The 23,648-nt window shown below is 69.8% G+C and carries 18 protein-coding genes; 12 read left to right on the forward strand and 6 right to left on the reverse strand.

The annotated features are described in order from the left end of the window. Nucleotides 1-6 precede the first annotated feature (6 nt). The 3 genes from PW734_04665 to gltB are packed head-to-tail and all read right to left on the reverse strand — an operon-like array spanning nt 7 to nt 5,759. Nucleotides 7-438: an ACT domain-containing protein gene (locus tag PW734_04665; protein MDE1170494.1), complete on the reverse strand. Its 432-nt coding sequence runs from the start codon at nt 436-438 to the stop codon at nt 7-9. After that, complete coding sequence (locus tag PW734_04670; GenBank protein ID MDE1170495.1) at nt 435-1,181, reverse strand: hypothetical protein; 747 nt, start codon at nt 1,179-1,181, stop codon at nt 435-437. The genes PW734_04665 and PW734_04670 overlap by 4 nt, the downstream gene beginning before the upstream one ends. A 6-nt stretch (nt 1,182-1,187) precedes the next feature. Continuing rightward, on the reverse strand, nt 1,188-5,759 hold the full coding sequence (gltB, locus tag PW734_04675; GenBank protein MDE1170496.1) for a glutamate synthase large subunit: 4,572 nt from the start codon (nt 5,757-5,759) through the stop codon (nt 1,188-1,190). Between the two features lie 110 nt (nt 5,760-5,869). On the opposite strand from gltB, the gene PW734_04680 reads away from it, so the two are divergent. From PW734_04680 to PW734_04690, 3 genes are all read left to right on the forward strand, one after another. Continuing rightward, nucleotides 5,870-7,171 (forward strand): response regulator, encoded by a 1,302-nt coding sequence (locus tag PW734_04680; protein MDE1170497.1) that lies wholly within the window; start codon nt 5,870-5,872, stop codon nt 7,169-7,171. Then, on the forward strand, nt 7,137-7,880 hold the full coding sequence (locus PW734_04685) for a hypothetical protein (GenBank protein ID MDE1170498.1): 744 nt from the start codon (nt 7,137-7,139) through the stop codon (nt 7,878-7,880). The genes PW734_04680 and PW734_04685 overlap by 35 nt, the downstream gene beginning before the upstream one ends. Nucleotides 7,881-7,990: 110 nt before the next feature. Next, the gene (locus PW734_04690) at nt 7,991-8,344 is read left to right on the forward strand and encodes a hypothetical protein (GenBank protein ID MDE1170499.1); all 354 of its coding nucleotides are present in this window, start codon (nt 7,991-7,993) and stop codon (nt 8,342-8,344) included. On the opposite strand, the gene PW734_04695 is transcribed toward PW734_04690, so the two are convergent. Beyond that, nucleotides 8,341-8,997, reverse strand: a complete 657-nt coding sequence (locus PW734_04695; GenBank protein MDE1170500.1) for a phosphopantothenoylcysteine decarboxylase — start codon at nt 8,995-8,997, stop codon at nt 8,341-8,343. The two genes, PW734_04690 and PW734_04695, sit on opposite strands and share 4 nt — an antisense overlap. Before the next feature lie 81 nt (nt 8,998-9,078). On the opposite strand from PW734_04695, the gene PW734_04700 reads away from it, so the two are divergent. The 5 genes from PW734_04700 to argA are packed head-to-tail and all read left to right on the forward strand — an operon-like array spanning nt 9,079 to nt 16,128. Beyond that, nucleotides 9,079-9,813, forward strand: coding sequence for a hypothetical protein (locus PW734_04700; protein ID MDE1170501.1), 735 nt, complete (start codon nt 9,079-9,081; stop codon nt 9,811-9,813). A gap of 22 nt (nt 9,814-9,835) precedes the next feature. Then, on the forward strand, nt 9,836-12,988 hold the full coding sequence (mfd, locus tag PW734_04705) for a transcription-repair coupling factor (protein ID MDE1170502.1): 3,153 nt from the start codon (nt 9,836-9,838) through the stop codon (nt 12,986-12,988). Continuing rightward, a complete protein-coding gene (locus tag PW734_04710; GenBank protein ID MDE1170503.1) occupies nt 12,967-13,953 on the forward strand; it encodes a peptidylprolyl isomerase in 987 nt (328 codons plus the stop codon). Before mfd ends, PW734_04710 begins: the two co-directional genes overlap by 22 nt. A 1-nt stretch (nt 13,954) precedes the next feature. Beyond that, on the forward strand, nt 13,955-14,854 hold the full coding sequence (locus tag PW734_04715; protein MDE1170504.1) for a 4-hydroxythreonine-4-phosphate dehydrogenase PdxA: 900 nt from the start codon (nt 13,955-13,957) through the stop codon (nt 14,852-14,854). Then, nucleotides 14,851-16,128 (forward strand): amino-acid N-acetyltransferase, encoded by a 1,278-nt coding sequence (gene argA, locus PW734_04720; protein MDE1170505.1) that lies wholly within the window; start codon nt 14,851-14,853, stop codon nt 16,126-16,128. The genes PW734_04715 and argA overlap by 4 nt, the downstream gene beginning before the upstream one ends. 19 nt (nt 16,129-16,147) lie before the next feature. Here argA and PW734_04725 read toward each other — a convergent pair whose 3' ends face one another. Together PW734_04725 and PW734_04730 are read right to left on the reverse strand one after the other, a co-directional pair. Further along, nucleotides 16,148-16,609, reverse strand: a complete 462-nt coding sequence (locus tag PW734_04725; GenBank protein ID MDE1170506.1) for a hypothetical protein — start codon at nt 16,607-16,609, stop codon at nt 16,148-16,150. Next, nucleotides 16,606-17,007, reverse strand: coding sequence for a translation initiation factor (locus PW734_04730; GenBank protein MDE1170507.1), 402 nt, complete (start codon nt 17,005-17,007; stop codon nt 16,606-16,608). The genes PW734_04725 and PW734_04730 overlap by 4 nt, the downstream gene beginning before the upstream one ends. Nucleotides 17,008-17,055: 48 nt before the next feature. Between PW734_04730 and PW734_04735 the strand changes: the two genes are divergently transcribed. From PW734_04735 to PW734_04750, 4 genes are read left to right on the forward strand one after another with little or no spacing between them, the layout of a single operon-like run. Further along, nucleotides 17,056-18,630 (forward strand): tetratricopeptide repeat-containing glycosyltransferase family protein, encoded by a 1,575-nt coding sequence (locus tag PW734_04735; protein ID MDE1170508.1) that lies wholly within the window; start codon nt 17,056-17,058, stop codon nt 18,628-18,630. After that, nucleotides 18,627-20,108 carry a tetratricopeptide repeat protein gene (locus tag PW734_04740; GenBank protein ID MDE1170509.1) on the forward strand — a complete coding sequence of 494 codons (1,482 nt, stop codon included), beginning with the start codon at nt 18,627-18,629 and terminating at the stop codon, nt 20,106-20,108. Before PW734_04735 ends, PW734_04740 begins: the two co-directional genes overlap by 4 nt. After that, the gene (locus PW734_04745) at nt 20,105-21,823 is read left to right on the forward strand and encodes a glycosyltransferase (GenBank protein MDE1170510.1); all 1,719 of its coding nucleotides are present in this window, start codon (nt 20,105-20,107) and stop codon (nt 21,821-21,823) included. Before PW734_04740 ends, PW734_04745 begins: the two co-directional genes overlap by 4 nt. Beyond that, a complete protein-coding gene (locus tag PW734_04750) occupies nt 21,820-23,589 on the forward strand; it encodes a tetratricopeptide repeat-containing glycosyltransferase family protein (GenBank protein ID MDE1170511.1) in 1,770 nt (589 codons plus the stop codon). The genes PW734_04745 and PW734_04750 overlap by 4 nt, the downstream gene beginning before the upstream one ends. The last annotated feature ends 59 nt before the right edge of the window (nt 23,590-23,648 follow it).

Genomic DNA, 23,648 nt, shown 5'->3' on the forward strand with positions numbered 1-23,648 from the left:
GGGCCGCTACTTTTTCTTGGCGGGCGCGCTCTTCTTGGCCGGGGACTCGTTGAGGAGCTTGAGGGCTTTGGCCACGTTGGAGGGGCGGAGGACCAGGAGGCCGTTCTTGGAGGAGGGCGGGGTGGCGCAGTAGACGTATTCGATGTTCACGCCGCCCTTGGCCAGGGTGTTGGCGATCTGGGAGAGGCTGCCGGGGCGGTTCTGCCCTTCGAAGAGGATGACCTCGTTCTCCACGACCAGGGTGCCGTGGGCTTCCAGCGCGCGGAGGGCGGCCTGCGGCTTGTCGACGATCAGGCGGATGACGACGTGGTCGACGGTGTCGGAGGTGGTGAGGGCGTGGATGTTGATTCCGGCCTTGGCCAAAAGGTCGCAGACGTCGCAGAGCGCGCCGGGGCGGTTGGCCAGGAAGATCGCCAGCTGGGTGCCGATGTGGGTCATTTGATTTTTTCGGGTTGGGGGGAGAGGGGGGTGGCGGAGCCGCGCCGGTCGGGGAAGGGGGCCTCGTTCCAGGGGACCTTCGGCTGCGACGGCGGGGCGGCGTGGCGGTTGTCGGAGACGCGCTCGCCGCGGATGACGCGGGGGAGGTCGACGACCGCGCCGCTGTCGGCGCGCGAGTTGAGGAACCGGGCGCGGCCCGCGATGCGGGCGCCGTCGGTGACGACGGACTGGTGGACCTCGGTCAGGTATTCGCTGTCCGTGTCGCCGATGACTTCGGCGGCGTGGTCGAGGGCCGACTTGGAGATCCGCATCAGGCCGCGGACGCGGACGCCCTCGCCCAGGGTGGACTGCCAGATGTGGCCCCGGGCGGTCACGTCGGCCTCGCGCAGTTTGGCCCGTTCCAGGCCGAGGCTCTCCGTGGTGCCGACGGCCCCGTAAAGGTGCTTGGCGGGCAGGACGGAGACGTGGGAGGAGGCGATGACGGTGCCCTGCCGGGCGATGACGCCGGGCCCGACGAAGGAGGGGCCTTCGACGCGGGCGTCCTCGGAAAGGTAGGTTTCCTCGCCGCAGATGATCGCCTCGGCGTCGGCGTGGACGCCGGGGCCGACGGAGGCCGACTGGTGGACCCACGCGCCGGGGCTTTGGTCCGGGTTCACGTGACGCCGCCACTCGGCGGGGGCGAAGTGGACGTCCGGCCCGGCGAGCTGCCGGAGGCGCTGGTGGAGGACGTCGATCTCGCTCACGATGGGTTAGGGCGTGGCGGCGGGTTCGGCGGGCTTGCCCTCGGAGAGGGCGGCCTTGGCGGGGACGGGCGCGGCGGTGCTGACGGTGGGATGGGGGACGACCTTCCAGAAGGCGGCGCGGGCGGCCTCCCATTCCGCCAGGAGCCCGGCGGCGTGGGTGCTGCCGGTGGCCTTCTGATGGCGCTCGACGAGGGCGCGCAGGGCGTCGGCTTCCCCGCCCTTTTCCAGGCGCTCGATGCCGACGATGGCGGGGTTGTAGAGGGTTTCGAACGCGCCGGCGGGGTCCCAGACGTAGGCGACGCCGCCGGACATGCCCGCGCCGAAGTTTTTCCCCGTGGGGCCGAGGACGACGACGGTGCCGCGCGTCATGTATTCGCAGCCGTGGTCGCCGATGCCCTCGACGACGGCGGTGGCGCCGCTGTTGCGGACGGCGAAGCGCTCGCCCGCCCGCCCGTTGGCGAAGAGGAGGCCGCCGGTGGCGCCGTAGAGGACGGTGTTGCCGCAGATCGAGTTCTCGTGCGGGGCGAAGCCGTGGCGGCTGTGGGGCTTGAGGGCGATTTCCCCGCCGGACATGCCCTTGCCCACGTAGTCGTTGGCCTCCCCGGAGAGGAGGAGGCGGATGCCGGGGACCAGGAAGGCGCCCAGGCTCTGCCCGGCGCTGCCGGAGAGGGCGATCTCGATGGTCCCTTCCGGCAGGTGGTGCATGCCGGTGGCGTAGGCGATGGCGCCGGAGAGCTGGGTGCCCACGCTGCGGTTCACGTTGGTGACTTTGTAGCGGAGCTTGAGCGGGCGGCGGTTCTGCAGGGCGCTGCGCGCGGCCTGCAGGATGTCGTTGTCCAGGGGGCGGTCTTCCAGCTTGGTGTTGGTGTCCCAGGTGTGGTGGCGCGGGACGGTCTCGTGGACGGGCGGGACGGCGATGAGGGACTTGAGGTCGAGGGTGTTGGCCTTCGGGTGGCCGGGGATGTTCCGCTGTTCCAGCCATTCGGCGTGGCCGATCAGCTCGTTCATGGTGCGGACGCCCATGCCGGCCATGATTTCCCGGACTTCCTGGGCGACGGCGTCGAAGAAGCGGATGACGTTCTCCGGCGAGCCCTTGAACTTGGCCCGCAGCTTCTCGTCCTGGGTGGCGACGCCCACGGGGCAGTTGTTGAGGTGGCACTGGCGGACGTAGACGCAGCCCGCCGCGATGAGGGCGACGGTGCCGAAGTTGTATTCCTCCGCGCCGAGGAGGGCGGCGACGACGATGTCGAAGCCGGTGCGCATGCCGCCGTCCGTCCGCAGGGTGACGCGGTTGCGCAGGCCGTTCCAGAGGAGGACCTGCTGGGCTTCCGAGACGCCCATCTCCCACGGCGCGCCGCAGTTTTTGATGGAGGAAAGGGGGCTGGCGCCGGTGCCGCCGTCGTGGCCGCTGATGAGGATGACGTCGGCGTGGGCCTTGGCCACGCCCGCGGCGATGGTGCCGACGCCCGCTTCCGCGACGAGCTTGACGCAGATCTTGGCGCGCGGGTTGACCTGCTTGAGGTCGTAGATGAGCTGGGCCAGGTCCTCGATGCTGTAGATGTCGTGGTGGGGCGGCGGGGAGATGAGCATCACTCCGGGGGTGGAGTGGCGCAGCCGCGCGATGAGGGCGGAGACTTTGTGGCCGGGGATCTGGCCGCCCTCGCCGGGCTTGGAGCCCTGGGCCATCTTGATCTCGATCTCCGCCGCGCTGGCCAGGTATTCCGCCGTGACGCCGAAGCGGCCGGAGGCGATCTGCTTGATGGCGCTGTTCTTCGAGTCGCCGTTGTCGAGGGGGATGAAGCGCTCGCGGTCCTCGCCGCCCTCGCCGGAGTTGGACTTGCCGCCGATGCGGTTCATCGCCACGGCGAGCGTCTCGTGCGCCTCCGGGGAGAGGGCGCCCAGGGACATGCCGGCGGTGGTGAAGCGCTTGCGGATTTCCTCCACGGGCTCGACCTCTTCCAGGGGGATGGGGGTGCCGGGCTTGATGGAGAGGCAGTGGCGGAGGTCGAGGGGCTGGGTTTCCAGGACGGCCTCGACGTATTTGCGGTAGTCCTCGAGCTTGCCGGCCTTGTCGGCGCCCTTGATGCCGCTGAAGGTGTGGAGGTTCTGGATGACCTGCGGGGTGACGGCGTGGGCTTCCCCGTCCCGGCGGAAGCGGTAGTAGCCCGCGTCGGCCAGCTTGGGGTTTTCCTCCGCGAAGCCGGCGTGGTGGCGGGCCAGGGTTTCCTGGGCGATTTCCTTGAGGCCGATGCCGGAAAGGGGGGTGGAGACGCCGGAGAAGTATTCGGCGGCGACGGCGCGGTCGATGCCGATGGCCTGGAAGACCTGGGCCCCGTGGTAGCTCTCCAGGGTGGAGATGCCCATCTTGGACATGATCTTGAGGAGGCCCTTCTCGATGGCGGCGCGGTAGTTTTTCCAGGCCGCGGCGGCGTCGACGTTGAGCTGCCCCTGGGCGAGGAGGTCGCGGTAGGTGGCGGCGGCCAGGTAGGGATGGACGGCGGAGGCGCCGAAGCCGATGAGGCAGGCGAACTGGTGGACGTCCCGGCACTCGCCCGTCTCCGCGACGAGGGAGAGCTGCATGCGCTTGCCCTTGCGGATGAGGTGGTGGTGGATGGCGGAGACGCAGAGGAGCATCGGCAGGGCGGCCTGGCCGGCGGAGACGCCCCGGTCGCTGAGGATCAGGAGGGCGACGTCGGCGTCGGCGGCTTTTTCCGCCTCCTCGCGCAGTTCCTGGAGCCGGTGGGCGAAGGCGCGGACGTTCTGCTCCGCGTCGGCCCCCACGGGGAAGAGGCAGGAGAGGGTCTTGGCGCGCAGGCTGGGCTCCGGGCGGCTGCGCAGTTCCTCCAGCTCGGCGCCGGAGAGGACGGGGCTTTGCAGGCGCAGGCAGTCGGCGTGGCCGGGGGCCTGGTCCAGGAGGTTGCCGCTGCGGCCGCAGTGGATTTCCAGGGACATGACCAGCTTCTCGCGGATCGGGTCGATCGGCGGGTTGGTGACCTGGGCGAAGAGCTGCTTGAAATAGGTGTAGAGGAGCCGGGGCTTGAGGGAGAGGACGGCCAGGGGGGTGTCGTCGCCCATGGAGCCGATGGCTTCCTCGCCGGTTTCCGCCATCGGCTTGAGGATGACTTTGATCTCTTCCTCGTTGTAGCCGAAGGCGAGCTGCCGCGGGGGGAGGGGTTCGGCCTCGGCCTCGCCCAGGGCGGGCTCCGTCCGGAGTTCCTTGAGGCTTTCCTTCAGCCACTGCCCGTAGGGCTGGCGGGAGGCGTAGTGGGCCTTGATCTCGTCGTTGTGCCAGAGCTTCTTGGCCACGGTGTCGACGGCCAGGATCTCGCCGGGGGCCAGGCGGCCTTTCTCGACCACGTCCTTGTCGTCGAAGGCGGCGACGCCGACTTCCGAGCCGAGGAAGACGAGGCCCCCGCGCGTGACCACGTAGCGGGCGGGGCGCAGGCCGTTGCGGTCCAGGCAGGCGGCGACGGTCCGCCCGTCGGAGAGGACGAGGGCGGCGGGGCCGTCCCACGGCTCGGTGACGCAGGCGTGGTATTCGTAGAAGGCTTTCTTTTCCGGGGTGATCTTGGCGTCGGCGCGCCAGGCGGCGGGCACCAGCATCATGATGCTGTGCAGCAGGTCGCGGCCGGACATGCAGAGCAGCTCCAGGGTGTTGTCCAGGGAGGCGGAATCGCTCCCGCCCGGCTGGATGACGGGGCGGAGGAACTCGACGTCCTTCCCCCAGAACGGCCACTCCATGCGGGCCTCCCGGGCGCGCATCCAGATGCGGTTGCCCTGGACGGTGTTGATCTCCCCGTTGTGCCCCAGGAAGCGGAAGGGCTGGGCCAGGGGCCAGGTGGGGAAGGTGTTGGTGCTGTAGCGCTGGTGGTAGACGGCCAGGGCGGTCTTGTAGTCCGGGTTGCGCAGGTCCAGGTAGAATTTGTCCAGCTGGGGGGAGACGAGGAGGCCCTTGTAGACGATGGTCCGGCTGGAGAAGGAGGGGACGTAGAAGTTTTTGATCCCGCCCTGGGCGACCCGGTATTCGATCTCCGAGCGGCAGAGGTAGAGGAGCTGCTCGTATTCTTCCGCGCCCATGCGGGAGTCGGCGGGCTTGCCGATGAGGGCCTGCTCCATGTGGGGGCAGGTGGCCAGGGCCTTGTCCCCCAGGACCTCCATGCGGACGGGCACCTTCCGCCAGCCGAAGAGGCAGAGCTTGCGCTTGAGGAGGGTCTCCTCCACCACCTTCCGGCAGAAGGCCTGCTCGTAGGCGTTGTCCTTCGGCAGGAAGAGGAAGCCGACGGCCAGGTCGTCGTCGGAAAAGAGGCGCTGGCCCATCTTTTCGATCTCTCCCCGGAAGAGGTCGTAGGGGAGCTGGGTCTGGACCCCGGCGCCGTCGCCCGTCTTGGCGTCGGCGTCCATGGCGCCGCGGTGGGAAAGGGCGCGGACGCAGCGGAGGGCCGCCTGGAGGATCTGGTGGGAGCGCTCCCCGTCGATCCCGGCGACGAAGCCGACGCCGCAGGCGTCGTGTTCCTGGGAGGGGTCGTAGAGCCCCTGGAAGGAGCCGACACGGTCGAGGATCGCTTGGTTGAGAGCCATTTCCGCCCTTAAGGCTAGGCGAACTCCTTATAATAACAAGGCGTCATTCCCAGCGCCTTGCCTTAATCGGCGATTGGTCCTAGCCTTACCCCCAGCCGCCGCTTTTTACTGTGTTTTCGGAACCTTTCACTCCTCCTCCCGCCGCGCGCGGCGAAGACGCGTTCCGCCCGCAGGTCCTCGTCATCGAGGACGATCCGGCCATCCTCAAGCTGATCGAGACGCTGCTGACCTCCAAGGGCATCGGCTCCGTCGTGGCGACGAACCTGGCCCAGGCCCACGAGATCCTCGCGAAACTGCCGGATTTCTCCGTCGTCCTGTGCGACCATCTTTTGCCGGACGGCCTGGGCGTCGAGTTCCTGCGCGACCTGCGCACCCACCACCCGCTCATCGTCCGCGTGCTGATGACCGGCGCCTATGACAAGGCGCTGGCGATGGACGCCATCAACTCCGGCGAGATATACCGCTTCCTCCTTAAGCCCTTCACGGTCGACGACCTCCTTTCCACCCTTTCCCAAAGCTTCGACCGCCACGACCTCCAGGCGGAGAACACCCGCCTCCAGTCCCGCCTGGCCCTTCAGAACGAGGAGCTGCGCCGGGTCAACGCCCAGCTGGCCCAGCGCGTGGCGGAGGAGGAGGCCCGCTCCCGCGGGCTGACGGTGGAGAGCAGCAACTGGCGGGGCGCCTCCCACGGCATGATCGACCTCTGCCTGGAGATCCTCCAGCGGATCGACCCCCTCCTCTTCAAGCACAGCCAGCGCGTCGCCGTCCTGGCCTGCGCCATCGCCCGCGAGCTGCAGTGCGACGAGGACGTCGTCAACCGGATCGAGATCGCCGCCCAGCTGCACGACATCGCCCTGCTGGGCTGCAACGTCACCCTGCGCTCCAATCAACGGTCTCTCAACCAGATCAACAACCCCCAGGAGCGGGAACAGATAGAGAACCACCCCCGGCTGGCCGCCCAGCTGGTGAAATTCCTCCCCCTGCCGGACGTCCTGGAGGCCGTCGAGCAGCACCATGAATACCTGGACGGCAGCGGCTATCCGGACGGCCTGGCGGGCAACCGCATCTCCTTCCTGGCCCAGGTCCTGGCGGTGGCCGATTCCTACGACGAGCTGGCCTCCAGCAGCGACCACGTCCTGACCCGGATCATGAACCACTCCGGCCGGCTCTACGCCCCGGAGATCGTCCACGCCCTGGAACGGGCCGTTTCCAAAGGTTTGGAGCTGCCGCGGGAACGGCAAGTGCTCCTCCATGAGCTGATCCCCGGCATGAAGCTTTCCAGTTCCATTTACACCGCGACAGGGATGTTGCTCATCAAGCAGGGCCAGGTTCTGAACAAGGCCATGATCGACCGCCTGCTGCAACATTCCGAATCCAATGCCATCACCCAAAAAATCCTCGTCGAAGTTTAAGCCGGCCCTTCTGGCCGCCTCCCTCCTGTTGGCCGGATGCATCGCGGCCGACGAATCGAGCATGTATTTCGATCGGCCCCTAGGGCCCGATTACGCCCCCACCGTGGCCCGCCAGCCGGATGTGTGGCCCACCCGGGTCCTGGTCCTGCCCATCTCCGGCCAGGTGGAGGACGAGGCGCGCAACCAGTTCGAGCTCAAGTTCTTGGCGGAACTGCGGCAGGCTCTCCCGTGGGTCCTTTTCACCTATGACGACGCCAACTCGACCTCCGCGGACATGGCCGTTACGGAGGACCAGGCCCTCGACCGGGCGCGCGCCCTGGGGGCCGATTCGATCCTTCAGGTCGACTTAAGCCAGCAGGCGATCTACGCCCCGCTGCGGATCGTCGCCGACGCGCGGATGGAGAGCGTCGAATCCCGGACCATCTTTTATAAGATGACCGCCGACCTCGACGCCCGGGACGAAAAGGTGGCCACCACGGCCCGCCGTTATTATCAGAGCCAGCTCCAGTCCCGCCACCTGCCGGAACGCAGCCTGACGATCCTGACCAGCTATCAGGAATTCCTCCGTTTCAGCGGCTATGAAACGGCCAAACTGATCGCCGACTCCTTCGTAAAGCAGTCCAACCGCGTCAGCAAAGCCCAACCGGCACCTTCTTCCGGCGGAACTTATTTTCAGTCGCCTCCGGCAAAAAGTGCCGATACGAAGTGATTTTCGCTTAACAAGGATTAATATTTTTTTAGGGGTTTTAAAAAACTTTTAAGAAATCGGCAAAAAATTCTAAACTCCGGCGCGGGAAAGCCGAATCCTATATCATGAGCATGGATGCAATTAATTCCACCAACGCAGCGGTGTCGCTGCAGGGGGTGAAGACCGCCAGCTCTACGTCCGCCGCTTCCTCGGCCGCCACGACCTCCCAGACGACGACTTCCGAGACGGCCTCCGTCTCCCTGCCGAGCGACAAGGTCAGCATCTCTTCCGATGGCGAGCGCGCGGCCCGGTTCATTCAGGAAGCGCGGTCCACCTTCTCCCAAAGCAACAGCGCCGGCTTCACTGCCGACCAAATCCAGCAATGGCGCGCCGCCATCGCCAAGGGGGAATACCCTCCGCAGGCGCTGACCGCCGGGCTCCTGAGCCTGATCGGCACCAGCCTGGTGGCGCAGCAGGATTCCTAAGGCCGTTTTTCGATCCGCTGCTTGATCCTTTGCAAAAGGCCCCCCGCCAGATCCTGGCGCGTCGGGGCCTTTTCCATTTCTCCCGCGGGAGTGAGCAGGCCGTAGCCGTCGCCGAAGCCGGGGCCGTTGAGGACGCAGAGATCGGTGCGGGCCTCTTCCAGCTGGCGGCGGCCCTGCGCGGCCATCTTTTCCTCCCCCCCCTCGGTGCCGTATTTCCAGCCCGCCAGAAACGCCTGGGGAAAGAGGCGGCGCAGGGAGACGATGACCTTCGGCAGGGGCAGCAGCGTCAGCAGGTAGCCGGGGGCGCGGCTGGGGATCTTGCCGGAGAGGACGGCGTTGCCCTCCAGGTCGCGAATGACGCCCGCGCCGAAGTCGCAGAGGGCGGCGGCGTGCAGGACGGCGTCCACGGGTTCCCGCGCCGCCTCCGCCAGGAGGGCGGCCAGGTCCTCGTTCGTGCCGAATTCCCGCACCTCCACTCCGGGCGCGGCCTGCCGTTCCGTGGCCCCGCTGCCGCGCAGGCAGAGGACGCGGTGGCCTGCCGCCGCGAAGTGGGCGCAGAGAAAGGCGCCCAGGCCGCCGGTGGAGTGGTTGGTCAGGCGCCGGGTGCCGTCGATCGGCGCGTAAGCCGGGCCGCAGGTGACGATCAGGTTCATCGTTCCCCGGTCTTACTCTCCGCCCGGGGGGAAGGCGAGATATTGCATTTGCCGCCGAATGGGGGGAGCCTAGGCGTCCTTATGAGCGCGACGGCGGAGCGGCTGAAGGCGGAGAACGACGCGGTGCGGGCGCGGCTGGCCGACGCGGCCTACGCGGAGCGGGAAGGCTGGCGCCGCCGCACGAACCTGGACGGCACCCCCAGCGCCTGGGTGCAGGGCTCCCTGGAGGGTATCGCCCCGGAGGCCCAAATCGGGCCCGACGTGGTGATCTACAACCGCGCGGGGGAGCTGCTCATCTCCGCCACGAACACCCTTTCCGGCAACACCCGCGTGGAGGGGCCGGTCCTTATCGACCAGTCCGCCCTGCGCGACGCCGCCATCACCGGCGACCGGCGCGTGCAGCCGAATCCGGGCGTGCAGCGCATGGTCGGCATCGTCACGCTGGCGGAGAGCCGGGTGGAGGACGCCACCGTGCGGGCTTCCCACCTTTTCCGCACGGCGGTGACGGGCGACGCCGCCATCGCCTGGACGGTGGCGGACGAGGCCGCCGTTTCCGGCCCGGAGACGCGGGCGGCCTACGCCGCCCTCGACCCGGGCTCTTTCCTGGGCGGCGGCGCGCGGCTGCTCGACGGCGTGCTGGCCGCCGGCGTCCGGGCCGACCGGGCGGTGGAGATCCGGCACCAGGTCGTCCGGGACAACCGCTACGCCGCAGGGCCGCTGCGGCTTTCCGCCATTTCGGAGGCCGCCTCCGACATGAACCGCCCCCGCCCCGGGAAGGAAAAGTCCGACGACGGGGATCGCGGGCGGACGATTTAGCGGTTAGAGTGGGGCGTTTGCGATGAGCGCCCTTTCCTGGTTCGACGATCCCGCCTGGCGGAAACCCCGCGCCGCGCTCACTCCGAAGCGCCCCTGCGGCCTGGCCGCGCTGCCCGCCGCCGCGCAGGCCTTCGCCGTCGCCGGGCTCCTGCACGGCGGGAAGGCCCCGGCTCTCGTCGTCGCGCCCGGGGTGAAGGCGCAGGAGGAGTTCGCCAGTGAGTTGGAGGCCTGGGCGCCCGGCCTTTCCTTCCTCTTTTTCCCGGAGGCGGAGCCGCCCGTCGGCGACGCCCTGCCCGATCCCGCCTTGGCCGCCGAGCGGCTCGCCGTCGTCCGGCGGCTGCAGGGGGCGGCGGGCGCGGGCGCGGCCCCCGTGATCGTCACGACGCAGGCGGCGCTCGACCAGCCGCTGCCGAATCCCGAGGCCCTGGGCCGCGTGGCCCACCTGGAAGCGGGGAAGGCGCAGGGCCGGGACGCTTTCCTGGCGCTCTTGGCGGAGGCGGGCTACCAGCGGGAGCTGGAGGTGAGCGGGCCGGGCCAGTTCAGCGTGCGCGGCGGCATCGTCGACGTCTTTTCCTGGGCGTCCGCCCAGCCGGTCCGCAGTGAGTGGGACGGGGACGAGGTCGTCTCCCTGCGCCTTTTCGATCCCGCGCTCCAGCGCTCCCTGGAAAACGTGCCCCGCGCGGAGGTGAGCCTGCTGAAGGCCGCCGCGGAGGGGGAGGGAGAGGCCGCCCTGGCCGATTATCTGCCGCCCGGCACCGTCGCCTTTTCCCTGGGGGACGACGCGGAGGCGGAGCCGGTGTCGCTCGAGTTCTTCGGCCACGAGTTCCTCCACGGCCGCGCGGGGGACTGGATCGCCCAGGAGCGGCGGCGGGACCTTTTCCTCTCCCACCTGCGCGACTGGATGGATGACGAGTGGGAGATCGTCCTGGCCGCCAATAACGAAGGGGAGGAGCGCCGCCTGCGGGAGATTTTGGGCGAGCAGGGGATCGACCTGGAGAAGGTCTCCTTTGCCCAGCGGCGGCTCCTGCGCGGCTTTTCCTGGCCCGCGGCGCGGCGCGTCATCCTGGCGGACGCGGAGATCTTTGGCCGCTACCAGACGCTGCGCGCCCTGCGGCGGCGGGAGCGGGCGCTCCACGCGCCGCTTTCCCGCGCCGCCTCCATCAGCGCCGCCGCCCTTTCCGACTGGGCGGAGGGGGACTACGTCGTCCACCTCCATCACGGCATCGCCCGCTACCGGGGGATGCAGAAGCTGCCCGGGGAAAAGGGGGAGACCGACGTGCTGGTCCTCCAGTTCGCCGAGCAGGCGCGGCTCTACGTCCCGCTGGAGGAGTCCTACCTCATCTCCCGCTACCTGGGGGCGACGAAGAAGGCCCCGGCCCTGGACCAGCTGGGCGGGCCGCGCTGGGAAAAGGCGCGGGCCCAGGCGCAGAAGGCGGTGCGGGATTACGCGCTGAAGCTGGTGCGCGTCCAGGCGGAGCGGGAGACCCTGCAGGGCTTCGCCTTCCCGCCGGACAACGCCTGGCAGGCGGAGTTCGAGGAGGCCTTCGTCTATGAGGAGACGCCCGACCAGCTCAAGGCGATCGCCGAGGCGAAGCGGGACATGGAATCCCCCAAGCCGATGGACCGCCTCGTCTGCGGCGACGTCGGCTTCGGCAAGACGGAGGTGGCCATCCGCGCGATTTTCAAGGCGGTCATGGGGGGCAAGCAGGCCTCCTTCCTGGTCCCCACCACCGTCCTGGCCCAGCAGCATTTCCAGAACCTGCGGGAGCGCTACGCCGACTATCCCGTGCGGGTGGAGATCCTCTCCCGCTACCGCACCCCGGCGGAGCAAAAGAAGGTCCTGGAGGGGCTGGCGGACGGCAGCGTCGACGTCGTCGTCGGCACGCACCGGCTTTTGTCGAAGGACGTCGTCTTCAAGGACCTCGGCCTCGTCGTCATCGACGAGGAGCAGCGCTTCGGCGTCGTGCAGAAGGAGAAGTTCAAGCAGCTCTTCCGCCTGGTCGACGTATTGACCCTCTCCGCCACGCCGATTCCCCGCACCCTCTACCTGGCCATGACCGGCGCGCGGGACCTTTCCACGATCGAGACGCCGCCGCCCAGCCGCCAGACGGTGGAGACGATCATCAGCCCCTACGACGAGCGGGTCATCCGCGGCGCGATCGAGCGGGAACTGGCCCGCGACGGCCAGGTCTATTTCCTGCACAACCGGGTCCAGTCGATCGAGCGGATGGCGGAGCGGCTGCGGGAGCTGGTCCCCGGCCTGCGCGTCGACATCGGCCACGGGCAGATGGACAAGGGGGACCTGGAGGACGTCATGCGCCGCTTCGTGGAAGGGCGGACGCAGGTCCTTTTGGCCACCTCGATCATCGAGAACGGCCTGGATATTCCCAACGCCAACACGATCCTCATCGACCGCGCCGACCGCTTCGGCCTGGCCGACCTTTACCAGCTGCGCGGCCGGGTGGGCCGCTCCCATTCCAAGGCGCACGCCTACCTCCTCCTGCCCCGGGAGATGCTGGGCAGCGGCGGCGACGCGCGGAAGCGCCTGGGGGCCATGCGGCAGTACGCCGCCCTGGGCTCCGGCTTCAAGCTGGCGATGCGGGATCTGGAGATCCGCGGCGCGGGCAGCATGCTGGGCACGGCGCAGAGCGGCCACATCACCTCCATCGGCTTCGACCTCTACTGCCACCTCCTCCAGGGGGCGGTCTCCCAGCTCAAGGCGCAGGCCGGGCCGGACGGGCAGATCCCGCCCCTGCCGGAAACCGATTGCCGCGTCGCGCTCGACTTCCTGGCCCTGCACCAGCGGGAGGCCGGGGACGCGCGGCCCCCGGCGCTGCTCCCCTCTTCCTACCTGGCGGAGAGCCGCTGGCGGGTGGAGGGTTACCGCCGCCTGAACGAGGCGGCGCGGACGGAGGAGCTGGAGGCGCTGCGCCAGGACTGGCGGGACCGCCACGGCCCGTGGCCCGCGCCGGTGGAGCGGCTTCTCCTCCTGCATGAGATCCGCATCCTGGGCCGCCAGCGCCGGATCGAGCGGATCGAAACCCAGGGGGAGAAGCTGGTTCTCAAGCGCCGGGGGGACTACATCATGATCGGCGGGAAGTTTCCCCGCTTGACGGCTTCGGGCGCTGAAAATAAGTTGACCGAAATCCGTTCATGGCTCCTTTCCATCGCCTAGCCAGCGGCCTCCTCCTATTTTTGGTCGCGGCCGGGACGGTCCGCGCCGCCCACATCGCCGACGGCATCGCGGCGGTGGTCAACGACAAGGTCATCCCCTATTCCGAGGTGACCAAGCGCGTGGAGGATACCGAGCGCATCCTGCGCGAGACCTACAACGGCCCCGAGCTGGTCAGCCGCATCAAGGAGGCCCGCCTCAACGCCCTGCGCGCGCTCATCGAGCGGGAGCTCATCATCCAGGACTTCAAGAAGCAGGGCTACTTCATCCCGGACACCATCATCGAGGACCGCCTCCACAACACGATCCAGACCCAGTACGAGGGGGACCGCACCGCCTTCATCCGCACCATCCAGGCCCAGGGCCTTTCCCTGGACCAGTTCAAGGACGAGCTGCGCAACTCGGTCATCGTCCAGGCGATGCGGTCGAAGAACGTCTCGGAAAACGTCGTCATCTCCCCCTACAAGGTGGAGCAGTATTACCAGGACAACGCGGCCCAGTTCACCCAGGAGGGCCAGGTCCGCCTGGGCATCATCTACCTGCGGAAGTCGCTTTTCCCGAAGAAGGACGCCTCCGGCCAGGAGGTCGACCCCACGGCGGAGATCGCCAAGGAGCTCCTCTTCAAGCTCGACACCGGCGCCAACTTCGCCGACCTGGCCCGCTCCTATTCGGAGGGGCCCAAGCGGCAGGAAGGCGGCGACATCGGCTGGGTGAAGCGGGGCGATCTGCGGGCGGAGATCTCCGACGTCGCCTTCGACCTCCAGCCCGGCCAGACCAGCCGCGTCATCACCTCTTCCGACGGCTACTACATCGTCCGCGTCGAGGACCGGAAACGGCCCCAGGTCCAGCCGATGAGCGAGGTGCGCGCCCAGATCGAGCAGGCCCTCGTCGAGGAGGACCGCCAGCGGCTCCAGCTGGAATGGCTCGACCGCCTGCGGGCCAAGGCCTTCATCAAGACGGCGTTTTAGGGTGAAAGCCCCCGTCATCGCCGTCACCCTGGGCGATCCCGCCGGCGTCGGGCCGGAAGTCGCCGCCGCCGCCTTGCGCGGCCCGCTGCCCAAAGGGTTCCGCTACGAGGTCGTCGGCAAGGCGGGCGCGGCAAAGCCGGGCCGTTCCACCCGCCGTTCCGCCCGGGCGGCCTGGGACGCCCTGGAGCGCGCGGCGGAGGGCTGCCGCGCGGGGCGCTACGCCGCCGTCGTCACCGGCCCGGTGCGGAAGGAAACCCTGGCGGAGATCGGCTTCCCCTATCCGGGCCAGACGGAGTTCCTCGCCGCCGCCTGCGGCCTGCCGGAAGAGCGCGCGGTGATGGCCTTCTGGTCCCCCCGGCTCCGCGTCTCCCTCCTGTCCGCCCATTGCAGCCTGAAGGAATCGATCGCCCGGGCCACCGCCGCCCGCCTCCGCCACGTGGCGGGGGAGACCGCGCGCTTCCTGCGGGAGCTGGGGATCGTCCGGCCCCGGCTGGCCGTGGCGGGGATCAATCCCCACGCGGGGGAAAACGGCCTCTTCGGCCGGGAAGAGGCCCGCTTCGCCCCGGTTTTCCGGGCGGGCATTCCGGGCGCGGAGCTCTCCGGGCCCTATCCCGCCGACACGGTCTTTTGGCGCGCCGCGCACGGGGAGTTCGACGGGGTCGTCGCCGCCAACCACGACCAGGGCCTGGCCCCCTTCAAGATGGCCGCCTTCCACGACGGGGTGAACGTGACCCTGGGCCTTCCCCTGGTCCGCACCAGCCCGGATCACGGCACCGCCCTGGCCCTGGCGGGGACCGGCCGGGCCGACCCGCGCAGCATGGTTGCCGCCCTCCGGCTGGCCGCAAAAATCGTTGCCGGGCGGGCCCGCGCCGCCCAACGTGAAGGCTCTCCGAAGCCATGAACGTTTCCGACCTGCGCGGCATCCTCACCTACGTCCCCCAATTCCGGGACAAGCTCTTCGTCGTCTCCATCGACGGGGCGATCGTCTCCCAGGACAACTTCTCCAACATCCTCCTGGACCTGGCGGTCCTCCACAGCCTGCGCATCCGCCTCATCGTGGTGCACGGCATCGGCCACCAGCTGCAGGAGATGTCCCGCATGGGCGCGCCCATTTCCGACCTGCACGGCACCGGCGTGACCGACGCGCCGACCCTGGCCGCCGCGCTGACCGCCGCCAACCGGACGACGCACGAGATCATGGAGGGCCTCTCCTCCAGCGACCTGCGCGCCGTCTACGCCAACGCGGTCATCGCCCACCCCTTCGGCATCGTCGGCGGGGTTGACCGGCAGCTCACCGGCCGGGTGGAGCGGGTCGACACCGCCTTCCTGAACGAGCTCTTGGAGCGGGAGATCATCCCGGTGCTCCCCCCCCTCGGCTTCGACGGGGAGGGGCGGACCTACCGCGTCAACTCGGACGGCGTGGCCCAGGCGGTGGCGGAGTCCATGCGCGCGGCCAAGCTGATCTACCTCACCCCGGAGCCGGGCCTCTTCCGCGGCAGCTCCCTCATCAGCCAGATGGCGGTGGCGGAGGCGGAGGACTACCTCAAGAAATCCCACGCGGAGGTCCCGCAAACCCTCATCTCCAAGGTCGAGCACGCCGTGCGCGCCTGCAAGAGCGGCGCGGTCAGCCGCGCCCACCTGATCGACGGCCGCCTGGACGAGGCGATCCTGGGCGAGGTTTTCTCCAAGGTCGGCGTGGGCACCATGATCTACGCCAACGAATACACCGCCATCCGCCCCGCGTTGAAGAAGGACGTGCGGCACATCCTCTCCCTCATCAAGGAGTCGGTGGAGGCGGAGGAGCTGGTGAAACGGACGCGGGCCTCCATCCTCCAGCAGCTGGGGGACTACTACGTCTTCGAGATCGACGGGAACATCGTCGCCTGCGTCGCCCTGCACGTCTTCGCGGAGGGGAAGGCGGAGCTGGCCTGCCTCCACGTCAGCCGCAACCATGAGAATCAGGGCATCGGCCGGAAGCTCATCCACTTCGTCCACGAGCGGGCGAAGGAAAAGGGGGTGCGGGAGCTCTTCGCCCTCTCCACGCGGACGTTCAATTTCTTCCAGCAAAAGGGCGGTTTCCGGGAGGTCGGCCCTGACTTCCTGCCCGCCGCGCGGCGCGAGCGCTACGAGCAGAGCGGCCGCAATTCCAAGGTTCTCATCAAGGCCTTGGCGTAGTGGGCGGGCGCGGAGCGCCCTAAGGCGCGTCGTCGCCGATCGCGGAGATGACCCAGCCGTCCCCTTCCTTGCGCCAGGTGACGTAGCTCACGCCGTCCCGGGCCGGGATGCGGTAGGTCAGGTCGCCCGGGTCATGGTCCCAGTAGCGGACGGTCGGATGGGCGGCGATGCGGTCGGTGTAGTGGTAGTCGTCGGTGCCGCTGAAGAGGGCCGTCCAGAGGCCGCCCCGCCTGTCGAACTGGGTCTGCGTCTCCTGGTAGGTGAAGAAGGGGGCGCTGACGATTTTGGAATTCCCTTTCCGATAGGAGATGAAATGCCATTTGTCCGTGCGCGGCATGTAGCGCAGGGTCAGGCCGGGGTTCAGGTCGTGGATGGAGTCGAGGTAGCCCTGCATCGCCTCGTCCAGGCCGGTGGTGTCGACCGGCTGGCAGGCGCAGAGAAGGCAGCCGAGGAGGGCGGCCAAAAGGGAAAGCCGGCTCACGCGCCCACTCCCCGGACGTGGTGGCCCAGTTTGCGCAGCGCGGCGGCGACCGCCTCGGGCCGGTCCCCCTGGAGGACGATTTCCTCCCCCTCCACCGTGCCGCCGCAGCCCAGCGTCCGCCGCAGGGCGCGGGCCGTTTCCTCCCGGGCTTCCGGCGCGCCGGAGAACCCGGCGACGACGACGACTGTCTTCCCTCCCCGCTCCTTCGTCTCCCGGCGCAGGACGAGCCGTTCGGCCTTGGCCTTGCCTGGGGCGGCGGGGGGTTCCGGGGAGGCGGGGGCCTCGTAGGCGCGGCCCTCCACGGAGGAGAGGCTTTGCAGGAGGGAGTCGGAAAGGCCGCCGAGGGGCGCGGCGGGCGTGTCGCTGGGGGCGACGTCCAGTTTGCGTTTCGGCTTCACGAAAGGTTTGAGGGATGCCTCGATAGCGCCTACGGTTACTGTATTGCGATGGCGCATGCAATCTTAGAGAAGGCAAGCCGCCTGTATCACCAGCGGCGCTGGGACGAAGCCGCCGCCCTCCTGCAGGAGTGCCGCCGCCGGATGCCGGGGGAATTGCAGGTCTACAACCTTCTGGGTCTCGTCGCCCTGGAGAAGCGGGACTGGCCCGCCGCGATCGGCGCGTTTGAGGCGGGCCTCCGCCTCGACCCCCAGAATCCGGAGCTGTGGAACAACTTCGGCCTGGTCATGGCCCACCAGCGCCGCTGGGCCGATTCCGAAACCTGCCTGCGCAACGCCCTGCGCTTCGCGCCGGACCTGCCCATCGCCAAGTTTTCCCTGGTCCGCGCCCTTCTGCACCAGCTTAAGTTCGAGGAGGTCCTCCCCCTCCTCGACGAGGTGGCCCCCCACTACGCGGAGCACGCCGTTCCGCATCTCCGGGGGGACTACTCCTTTCTGCGCGGCACTGCGCTGCTGCGCCTGAACCGGCTGGAGGAGGCGGAGCCCCACTTTCGCCGCACGCTGGAGATCGAGCCGAAGCTGCTGGAGGTGCTGAATAATCTGGGCGTCACCGTCCGCCTGCTGGGGCGGATCGACGAGGCGGTGGAGCTCTTCGACCGCGCCTTGGCCATCGACCCCAACCACGCGGAGAGCCACATCAACCGCGCCACCGTCCGCCTCCTGCAGGGCGACTACGCGGAGGGATGGAAGGAGTTCGACTGGCGTTTCGTCACCTACCACCTCCTCTACGGGCACAAGGAGCTGACCATGCCCCGGTGGGAGGGGCAGCCGCTGGGGGAGGGAAGCGCCCTCCTTCTCCTGGCGGAGCAGGGGCTGGGAGACACCATCCAGTTCATCCGCCTGGCCCGCCAGGCCAAGGAACGGCTGGGCGGGGGGCGGATCATCGTGGAAACGCAGGCTGTCCTGGCCCGGCTGCTGCGGGGCGTGGAGGGGATCGACCAGGTCATCATCCGCGGCACGCCCCGGCCTCCCTTCCAGGCTTGGTCGCCGCTCATGAGTCTGGCCCGCTTCTTTTGCCCCGCCCCGGAGGCGGTCCCCGCGTCCGTTCCTTACCTGGGGGCCTCCCTTTCCGGCTCCCCGCGCACCGGGCCGCTGCGCGTCGGCATCGTCTGGGCCGGAAGCGGCGACCACGCGGAAAACCGCGCCCGCTCCTGTCCGCCGGAGGCGCTTCTGCCCTTGCGGGACGTGCCGGGCGTCGAGATCGTCAGCCTGCAAAAGCTGGAGCCTTCCGCCCCGCCGCCTCCTTTCCCGGACGCCGTGGGGGCCTGCCGCGATTTCCTCGACACGGCGCGCGTCGTCGCCGGGCTCGACTTGGTGCTGGCGGTCGACACCGCCGTCGGCCACCTGGCGGGGGCGATGGGCAAGCCGCTCTGGCTCCTCCTGCCCCGCCACGCGGAATGGCGCTGGCTCATCGACCGGGAGACGACGCCCTGGTACCCCACGGCCCGCCTGATGCGCCAACCGGCGCGGGGCGACTGGGTGGGGCTCATTGCCCGCGTCGCGCGGGAGCTGGAGGAGGCCGCGCGAACCGGCGCGGGGCTTCTGCCGCCCGCCTCGCCGTCATGAGCGGCCCGGCCTTTTCCTTTGCGGAAGCCGCCGTCCTGGCCGAGCGGGGGCTGGAGGCCCAGGCCTCCGGCGACGCCGCCGCGGCCCTGGCCCTTTACCGGCAGGCCGCCCCCGCCTTGGACGCCGTCCCGGAATTGCACAACAACCTGGCCCTGTGCGAGCTGGCCCTGGACCGTCCCGAGGCGGCGGAGGCGGCGTTGCGCCGCGCGCTGGAGCTGCGCCCTCTTTACGCGGAAGCGCGCAACAACCTGGGCCTGGTCCTGCAGAAGCGGGGCTTGGCGGAAGAGGCGGCGGCGGCGTTTCGCGCCGCCTTGGAAATCGACCCGCTCTACGCCCACGCCGCCTTCAACCTGGGCAACGTGGAGCTGGAGGCGGGCCGCGCGGCGGCCGCCGCCGCTTTGTTTGAGCGGGCGCTGGCCCTTTCCGGCGGCACGTTTCCCAAGGCGGCGATGAACCTTGGCATTGCCCTTCTGGAGGCGGGGGATCCGCCCGCCGCCGTGCGCGCGCACGAGCGGGCCCGCTCGCTGGCCCCGGACGATGCGGAAAGCGCGGCCAACCTGGCCCTGGCCCGCCTCATGACGGGGGATTGGGAAAGGGGCTGGGCGGAGTACGAGGCCCGCTGGCTGCTGCCGGGGTATGCCCCGCCGGCTTTTCCCATGCCCGCGTGGCATGGGGAAGATTTGGCGGGAAAGCGGCTGCTCCTTTGGACGGAGCAGGGGGCGGGCACCTCGATCCAGTTCCTGCGTTACGCGGCGGTGCTGGCCGGGCGCGGGGCGCGCGTCACCGTGGCGTGCGAGGAGCCGCTGCGCCGCCTGGCCGCCGCGGCGGAGGGCGTCGCCGCCGTCGTGCCGCGCGGGGAGGCCGTCCCGCCCGGCGCGTTCGACTTTCATTTGCCGCTGGTCTCCGCGGCGCGGCTTTGCGGCACCCGGCTGGAAAGCGTCCCGCCGCCCGCGCGGTTCCGGGGGGTTGCCCGGTCCGCCCCGGGACGCCCGCCTTTCCGCGTGGCGCTGGCCTGGACGGGCAATCCCGCCTTTTCCCAGAACGCCCGCCGGGGCGTGCCGCTGGAAAAATTCGCCGCGCTGGCCCGCGCGGCGGGGGAACGCTTTTCCTGGCGCGCCTTCCAGCAGGGCGGCGCCTCCCTGGAGGCCTGGCCCGCCGGGGCGCCGCCGCTGGAGCCGCCGCCGCATTTCGCCGATTTTTACGAGACGGCCCAGGCGCTGGCGGAGGCCGACTTGGTGGTGACGAGCGACACCGCGCTGGCCCATCTGGCCGGGAGCCTTGGCGTTCCCACGGCCCTCCTCCTCATGGCGGCGCCCGATTGGCGCTGGCAGCAGGGCGGGGAGGGTGATCCCTACGACGAGCGCACGCCCTGGTATCCCTCCGTGCGGCTTTTCCGCCAGCGCCTCCCCGGGGCCTGGGACGCGCCGCTGGCCGCCCTGGCCGCCCGGCTGCGGGAGTGGAGCGGGGGCCCGCTGTGAAGAACGGCCTGCTCATCGTCGCCGACCGGCGGCTCCCCGCCTCATGGGAGAAGGCGCTGGCCTTGGAGGAGGCGGCCCGCCGGGAAGGCCGCAGCGCCGTCCTGCGCGACGCGGCGGAGCTGGAAATCCCCCTCGATTTCATCGGCCACGTCGGCGAGGCCCCCTTCCGTGAGGCCTATCTCCATATCTTGCGCTCGATCTACGCGGTGCTGGGCCGCTTCTACGAGATGGCGGAGATCGTCGCCGTTCCGCCGCTGCCCGATCCGGTCCGGCACGCCCTGAGCGACGTGGAGGGCCTCCGCTTCCGCGTGGAGGAGGCCGCGCCCGCCGCTCCTGCGGCCGAGGCGGCGGAGCCGCCTGCGGCCTTCTCCTCCGCCCTGGTCGTGGCGCAGGACGTGATGCCGCACAGCACGAAGACCTCGGAGGCGATCCTGCGGGCCTGCCGCGCCCTGGGCCTGCCCGCCGTGGCGCGGGACGGCTCGATCCTGCGGCTGATGGCCGACATCGAGTCCCAGTTCGTCGCCGACCCGGAGGCGGCGTGGGCGGAGGCGCGGGAGCGGGTGCGGGGCCTGTACGGCGCCACGGTGCGCGAGCACGCCCGCCCGGGCGGTCCTGGCGCGGCGGTCCTGGCGCTCGACCTTAACTGGTTCTTCGACGAGGCCCTCTTCCTCGACGATCCAGCCGTCTCCCGCATCTACTCCTTCTGGTTCGACGACCCGAAGGCCTGGTGCGCCTATCCGAACACGTGTTTTCCGGGCGCGCTCGACCGTTTCCAGGCCGCCCTCCGCCATCCCAAGGTTCTGCACTGCTGTTACGGTCAGGGGCAGCGGGAGGAGCTGCACGCGTTGGGCATCACGGGCACGCGCCTGAGCTACCTGGCGGCCGCCCCGGAGTATCTCCGTCACCGGGCCGCGCCGGAGGTGACGGCCCGCGCCTCCTTCATCGGCAATCCGGGGCTGCGCATCCCGCCCACCCCGCAGATCCTGGCCCTGCTGGAAAGGGGGGCGGAGCTGCCGGAGATCCGGGAGGAGGCCCGCCGCGCCGCCATGGCTCACGCCATGGTTTATCTGCACAAGCCCTTGGCGAAGGAGCCGGCCGTGCGGGCCCTCCTCGCGCAGGCCCTGGTCATGCGGGCGGCGGAGCCCTATGTCTCCGCCACCGCCCTGCTGGTCCGCGCCGGGCGGGACTACCCCGGCGCGTTGGAGGCGATCAATGAGGCGGGGGAAATTCTCAACGCCGCGATGTTCGTGAAGATGACCAACCAGTTCGACCGCCCCGCCCTGGTCCACCGCCTTTGGAAGGCGGGACTCCTGGACGTTTACAGCGCGCAGGGGGAGTGGGAAAAATACGGCGTGAAGTCGGCCCCCGATATTCCTTTCCCGCAGCTGCCCGCCGCCTACCAGCGCCACGCCTGCCATCTGAACGGCTACAACTCCTTGCGGGACGCCACGGCCAACGAGAAGCTTTTCGAGATCGCCGCCTGCGGCCGCGTGTCCGTCAACCTCCTTTCCCCCGACGTCCGCCACTGCTATGCCGACGGGGAGGTGGCCTGCGCCCGTTCCCTGGAGGAAGCGGAGGCGCAAGTCCGCCGCTTTCTCTCCGATCCCGGCGAGGCGCTGGAGTGGGGCGATCGGGCCCGCCGCCGCACGGCCCGGCAGCATCTGTGGACCCACCGGCTGCGCGACTTGTTCGCCCAGGAGGCGGGCGGGCGATGAGCGCCGTCGCCCCGCTCATGGCGGCCCTCCAGCAGGGCCGGATCGACGAGGCCGCCGTCCTGCGCGGCCTGGAGCCGGTCCTGGCCCAGGACCCGACGCAGCCGGAGGCGCTGAGCGCGGCCGGCTTCTGCCTGCTGCGGCTGGGGAAGGCGGCGGAGGCGGTCCAGCTCCTCGACCTGGCGCTCCAACGGCAGCCGGACCACTGGATGGCCCGCGTGAATCGGGCGGAGGCGCTCCGTGCCGCCGGGCGCCCCGCGGAGGCGGCCGCCGATTACGAGCGGGCGCTGGCCCAGCGCGCCCACCCGGAGCTTTGGGTCAATCTGGCCGCCGCGCTCCAGGCCGCGGGCGGCCCGGCGGCGGCCCGCGCGATCCCCGCGTTGGAGGAGGCCCTCCGCCTCGACCCCGATTCCTTCGCCGCGTGGAATAACCTGGGCCTCCACCGGGAGGACGCCGGGCAGATGGAGGAGGCGCTGGCCTGCTTCGAGAAGGCGGCCTCCCTGGTGCCTCCCGGCACGGAGGAGGAGAAGGAGGTGGCGGAAAATCTTCAGCGCCTCTTCTTCGAAAAGGGGGAGGCTCACCGGAAGGACGAGACACCCGGGGCGGCGGACCGCGCCCGCGCGTTTTACGAGGGGGCGATTGCCCGTTATCCCCATTTGGCCGGGCTTTATTTGAGCCAGGGCAACTTCTGGCTCGACCAGTGCGAGATGGAGCGCGCCCGCGCCACCTTCGCCAAGCTCCTGGAATTGGAGCCGGAAAACCCTGTCGGGCTGGTCAATTACGGGGTGGCGCTCAATTTCCTGGGGCGGCCCCAGGAGGCTCTGGACTGCTATGCCCGGGCGGAAAAGCGGAACCCGGATGAGGAGGTTTCCGCCCGCCTCCGCTGGAACCGGTCCTTTTCCCTTCTGGCCCTGGGGCGGCTGCGGGAGGGGTTCCGGGACTACGAGGAACGCTTCGGCCAGGGGCACGTGCCCCGGCTTTCCGGCCTGCGCTGGGAGGGGGGTGCTTTTTCGGGAAAAACCCTTCTCCTCCAGACGGAGCAGGGTTTCGGTGACGCCATCCAGTTTGTCCGCTACGCGGTGCGGGCCAAGGCGCTCTCTCCGGACGGGCGGGTGGTGGCGGCCTGCGGCCCGGCGCTCACGCGCCTTTTTCAAAGGGCCCGGGGGATCGACGCCGTCGTCCCCCTGGATAATCCGGGGCCTTACGATTTTCAGATCCCTCTCATGTCCCTGCCGCTGGTTTTCGGCACGGAGGCGGCGACGATCCCGGGGGAGGTTCCCTACTTCGACCTGCCCGCGGGGCCCCGCGCGCCGGGCCCGCTCCGGATCGGCCTGGTCTGGTCGGGCAATCCGAAGTTCCAGAACGACCGGCGGCGTTCCTGCCCGCTTTCCCTTCTGGCGCCGCTGGGCGCCCTGCCCGGCACGGAGTGGCACAGCCTGCAATACGGCCCGGCGGCCGGGGAGGCCGCCGCCCATCCCTGGCTGCGCGGCGCCCCGGCGGACCTGGCCGATTTTTACGAGACGGCCCTGCGGATGCAGGAGCTGGACCTGATCCTCTCCGTCGACACGGCGGCGGGCCATCTGGCGGGGGCGCTGGGGCGGCCTCTTTGGTTTCTGTTGCCCCACGCTTCCGAGTGGCGCTGGCTGCGGGATAGGGACGATTCTCCCTGGTATCCCACGGCGCGCCTCTTCCGCCAGCCGGCGGAGGGGGATTGGGCCGGGCTGGTCCGGGCGCTGGAGGCGGCGCTGCGCGAAAAGGCCCGGAAATAGACGCCAAAAAGCCGGCCCCCCTTGCGAGGGGCCGGCTTGCGATTCAAGCCGCTAAGCGA

The organism is Verrucomicrobium sp. (assembly GCA_028283855.1).
Lineage (GTDB): Bacteria > Verrucomicrobiota > Verrucomicrobiia > Methylacidiphilales > GAS474 > GAS474.

Bases quoted from the DNA above. Each gene is read 5' to 3' on its own strand.
- PW734_04665 (MDE1170494.1), bottom strand. From the start codon at position 438: ATGACCCACATCGGCACCCAGCTGGCGATCTTCCTGGCCAACCGCCCC.
- gltB (MDE1170496.1), bottom strand. From the start codon at position 5,759: ATGGCTCTCAACCAAGCGATCCTCGACCGTGTCGGCTCCTTCCAGGGG.
- PW734_04685 (MDE1170498.1), top strand. From the start codon at position 7,137: ATGCCATCACCCAAAAAATCCTCGTCGAAGTTTAAGCCGGCCCTTCTG.
- PW734_04690 (MDE1170499.1), top strand. From the start codon at position 7,991: ATGGATGCAATTAATTCCACCAACGCAGCGGTGTCGCTGCAGGGGGTG.
- PW734_04695 (MDE1170500.1), bottom strand. From the start codon at position 8,997: ATGAACCTGATCGTCACCTGCGGCCCGGCTTACGCGCCGATCGACGGC.
- PW734_04700 (MDE1170501.1), top strand. From the start codon at position 9,079: ATGAGCGCGACGGCGGAGCGGCTGAAGGCGGAGAACGACGCGGTGCGG.
- mfd (MDE1170502.1), top strand. From the start codon at position 9,836: ATGAGCGCCCTTTCCTGGTTCGACGATCCCGCCTGGCGGAAACCCCGC.
- PW734_04710 (MDE1170503.1), top strand. From the start codon at position 12,967: ATGGCTCCTTTCCATCGCCTAGCCAGCGGCCTCCTCCTATTTTTGGTC.
- argA (MDE1170505.1), top strand. From the start codon at position 14,851: ATGAACGTTTCCGACCTGCGCGGCATCCTCACCTACGTCCCCCAATTC.
- PW734_04735 (MDE1170508.1), top strand. From the start codon at position 17,056: ATGGCGCATGCAATCTTAGAGAAGGCAAGCCGCCTGTATCACCAGCGG.
- PW734_04740 (MDE1170509.1), top strand. From the start codon at position 18,627: ATGAGCGGCCCGGCCTTTTCCTTTGCGGAAGCCGCCGTCCTGGCCGAG.
- PW734_04750 (MDE1170511.1), top strand. From the start codon at position 21,820: ATGAGCGCCGTCGCCCCGCTCATGGCGGCCCTCCAGCAGGGCCGGATC.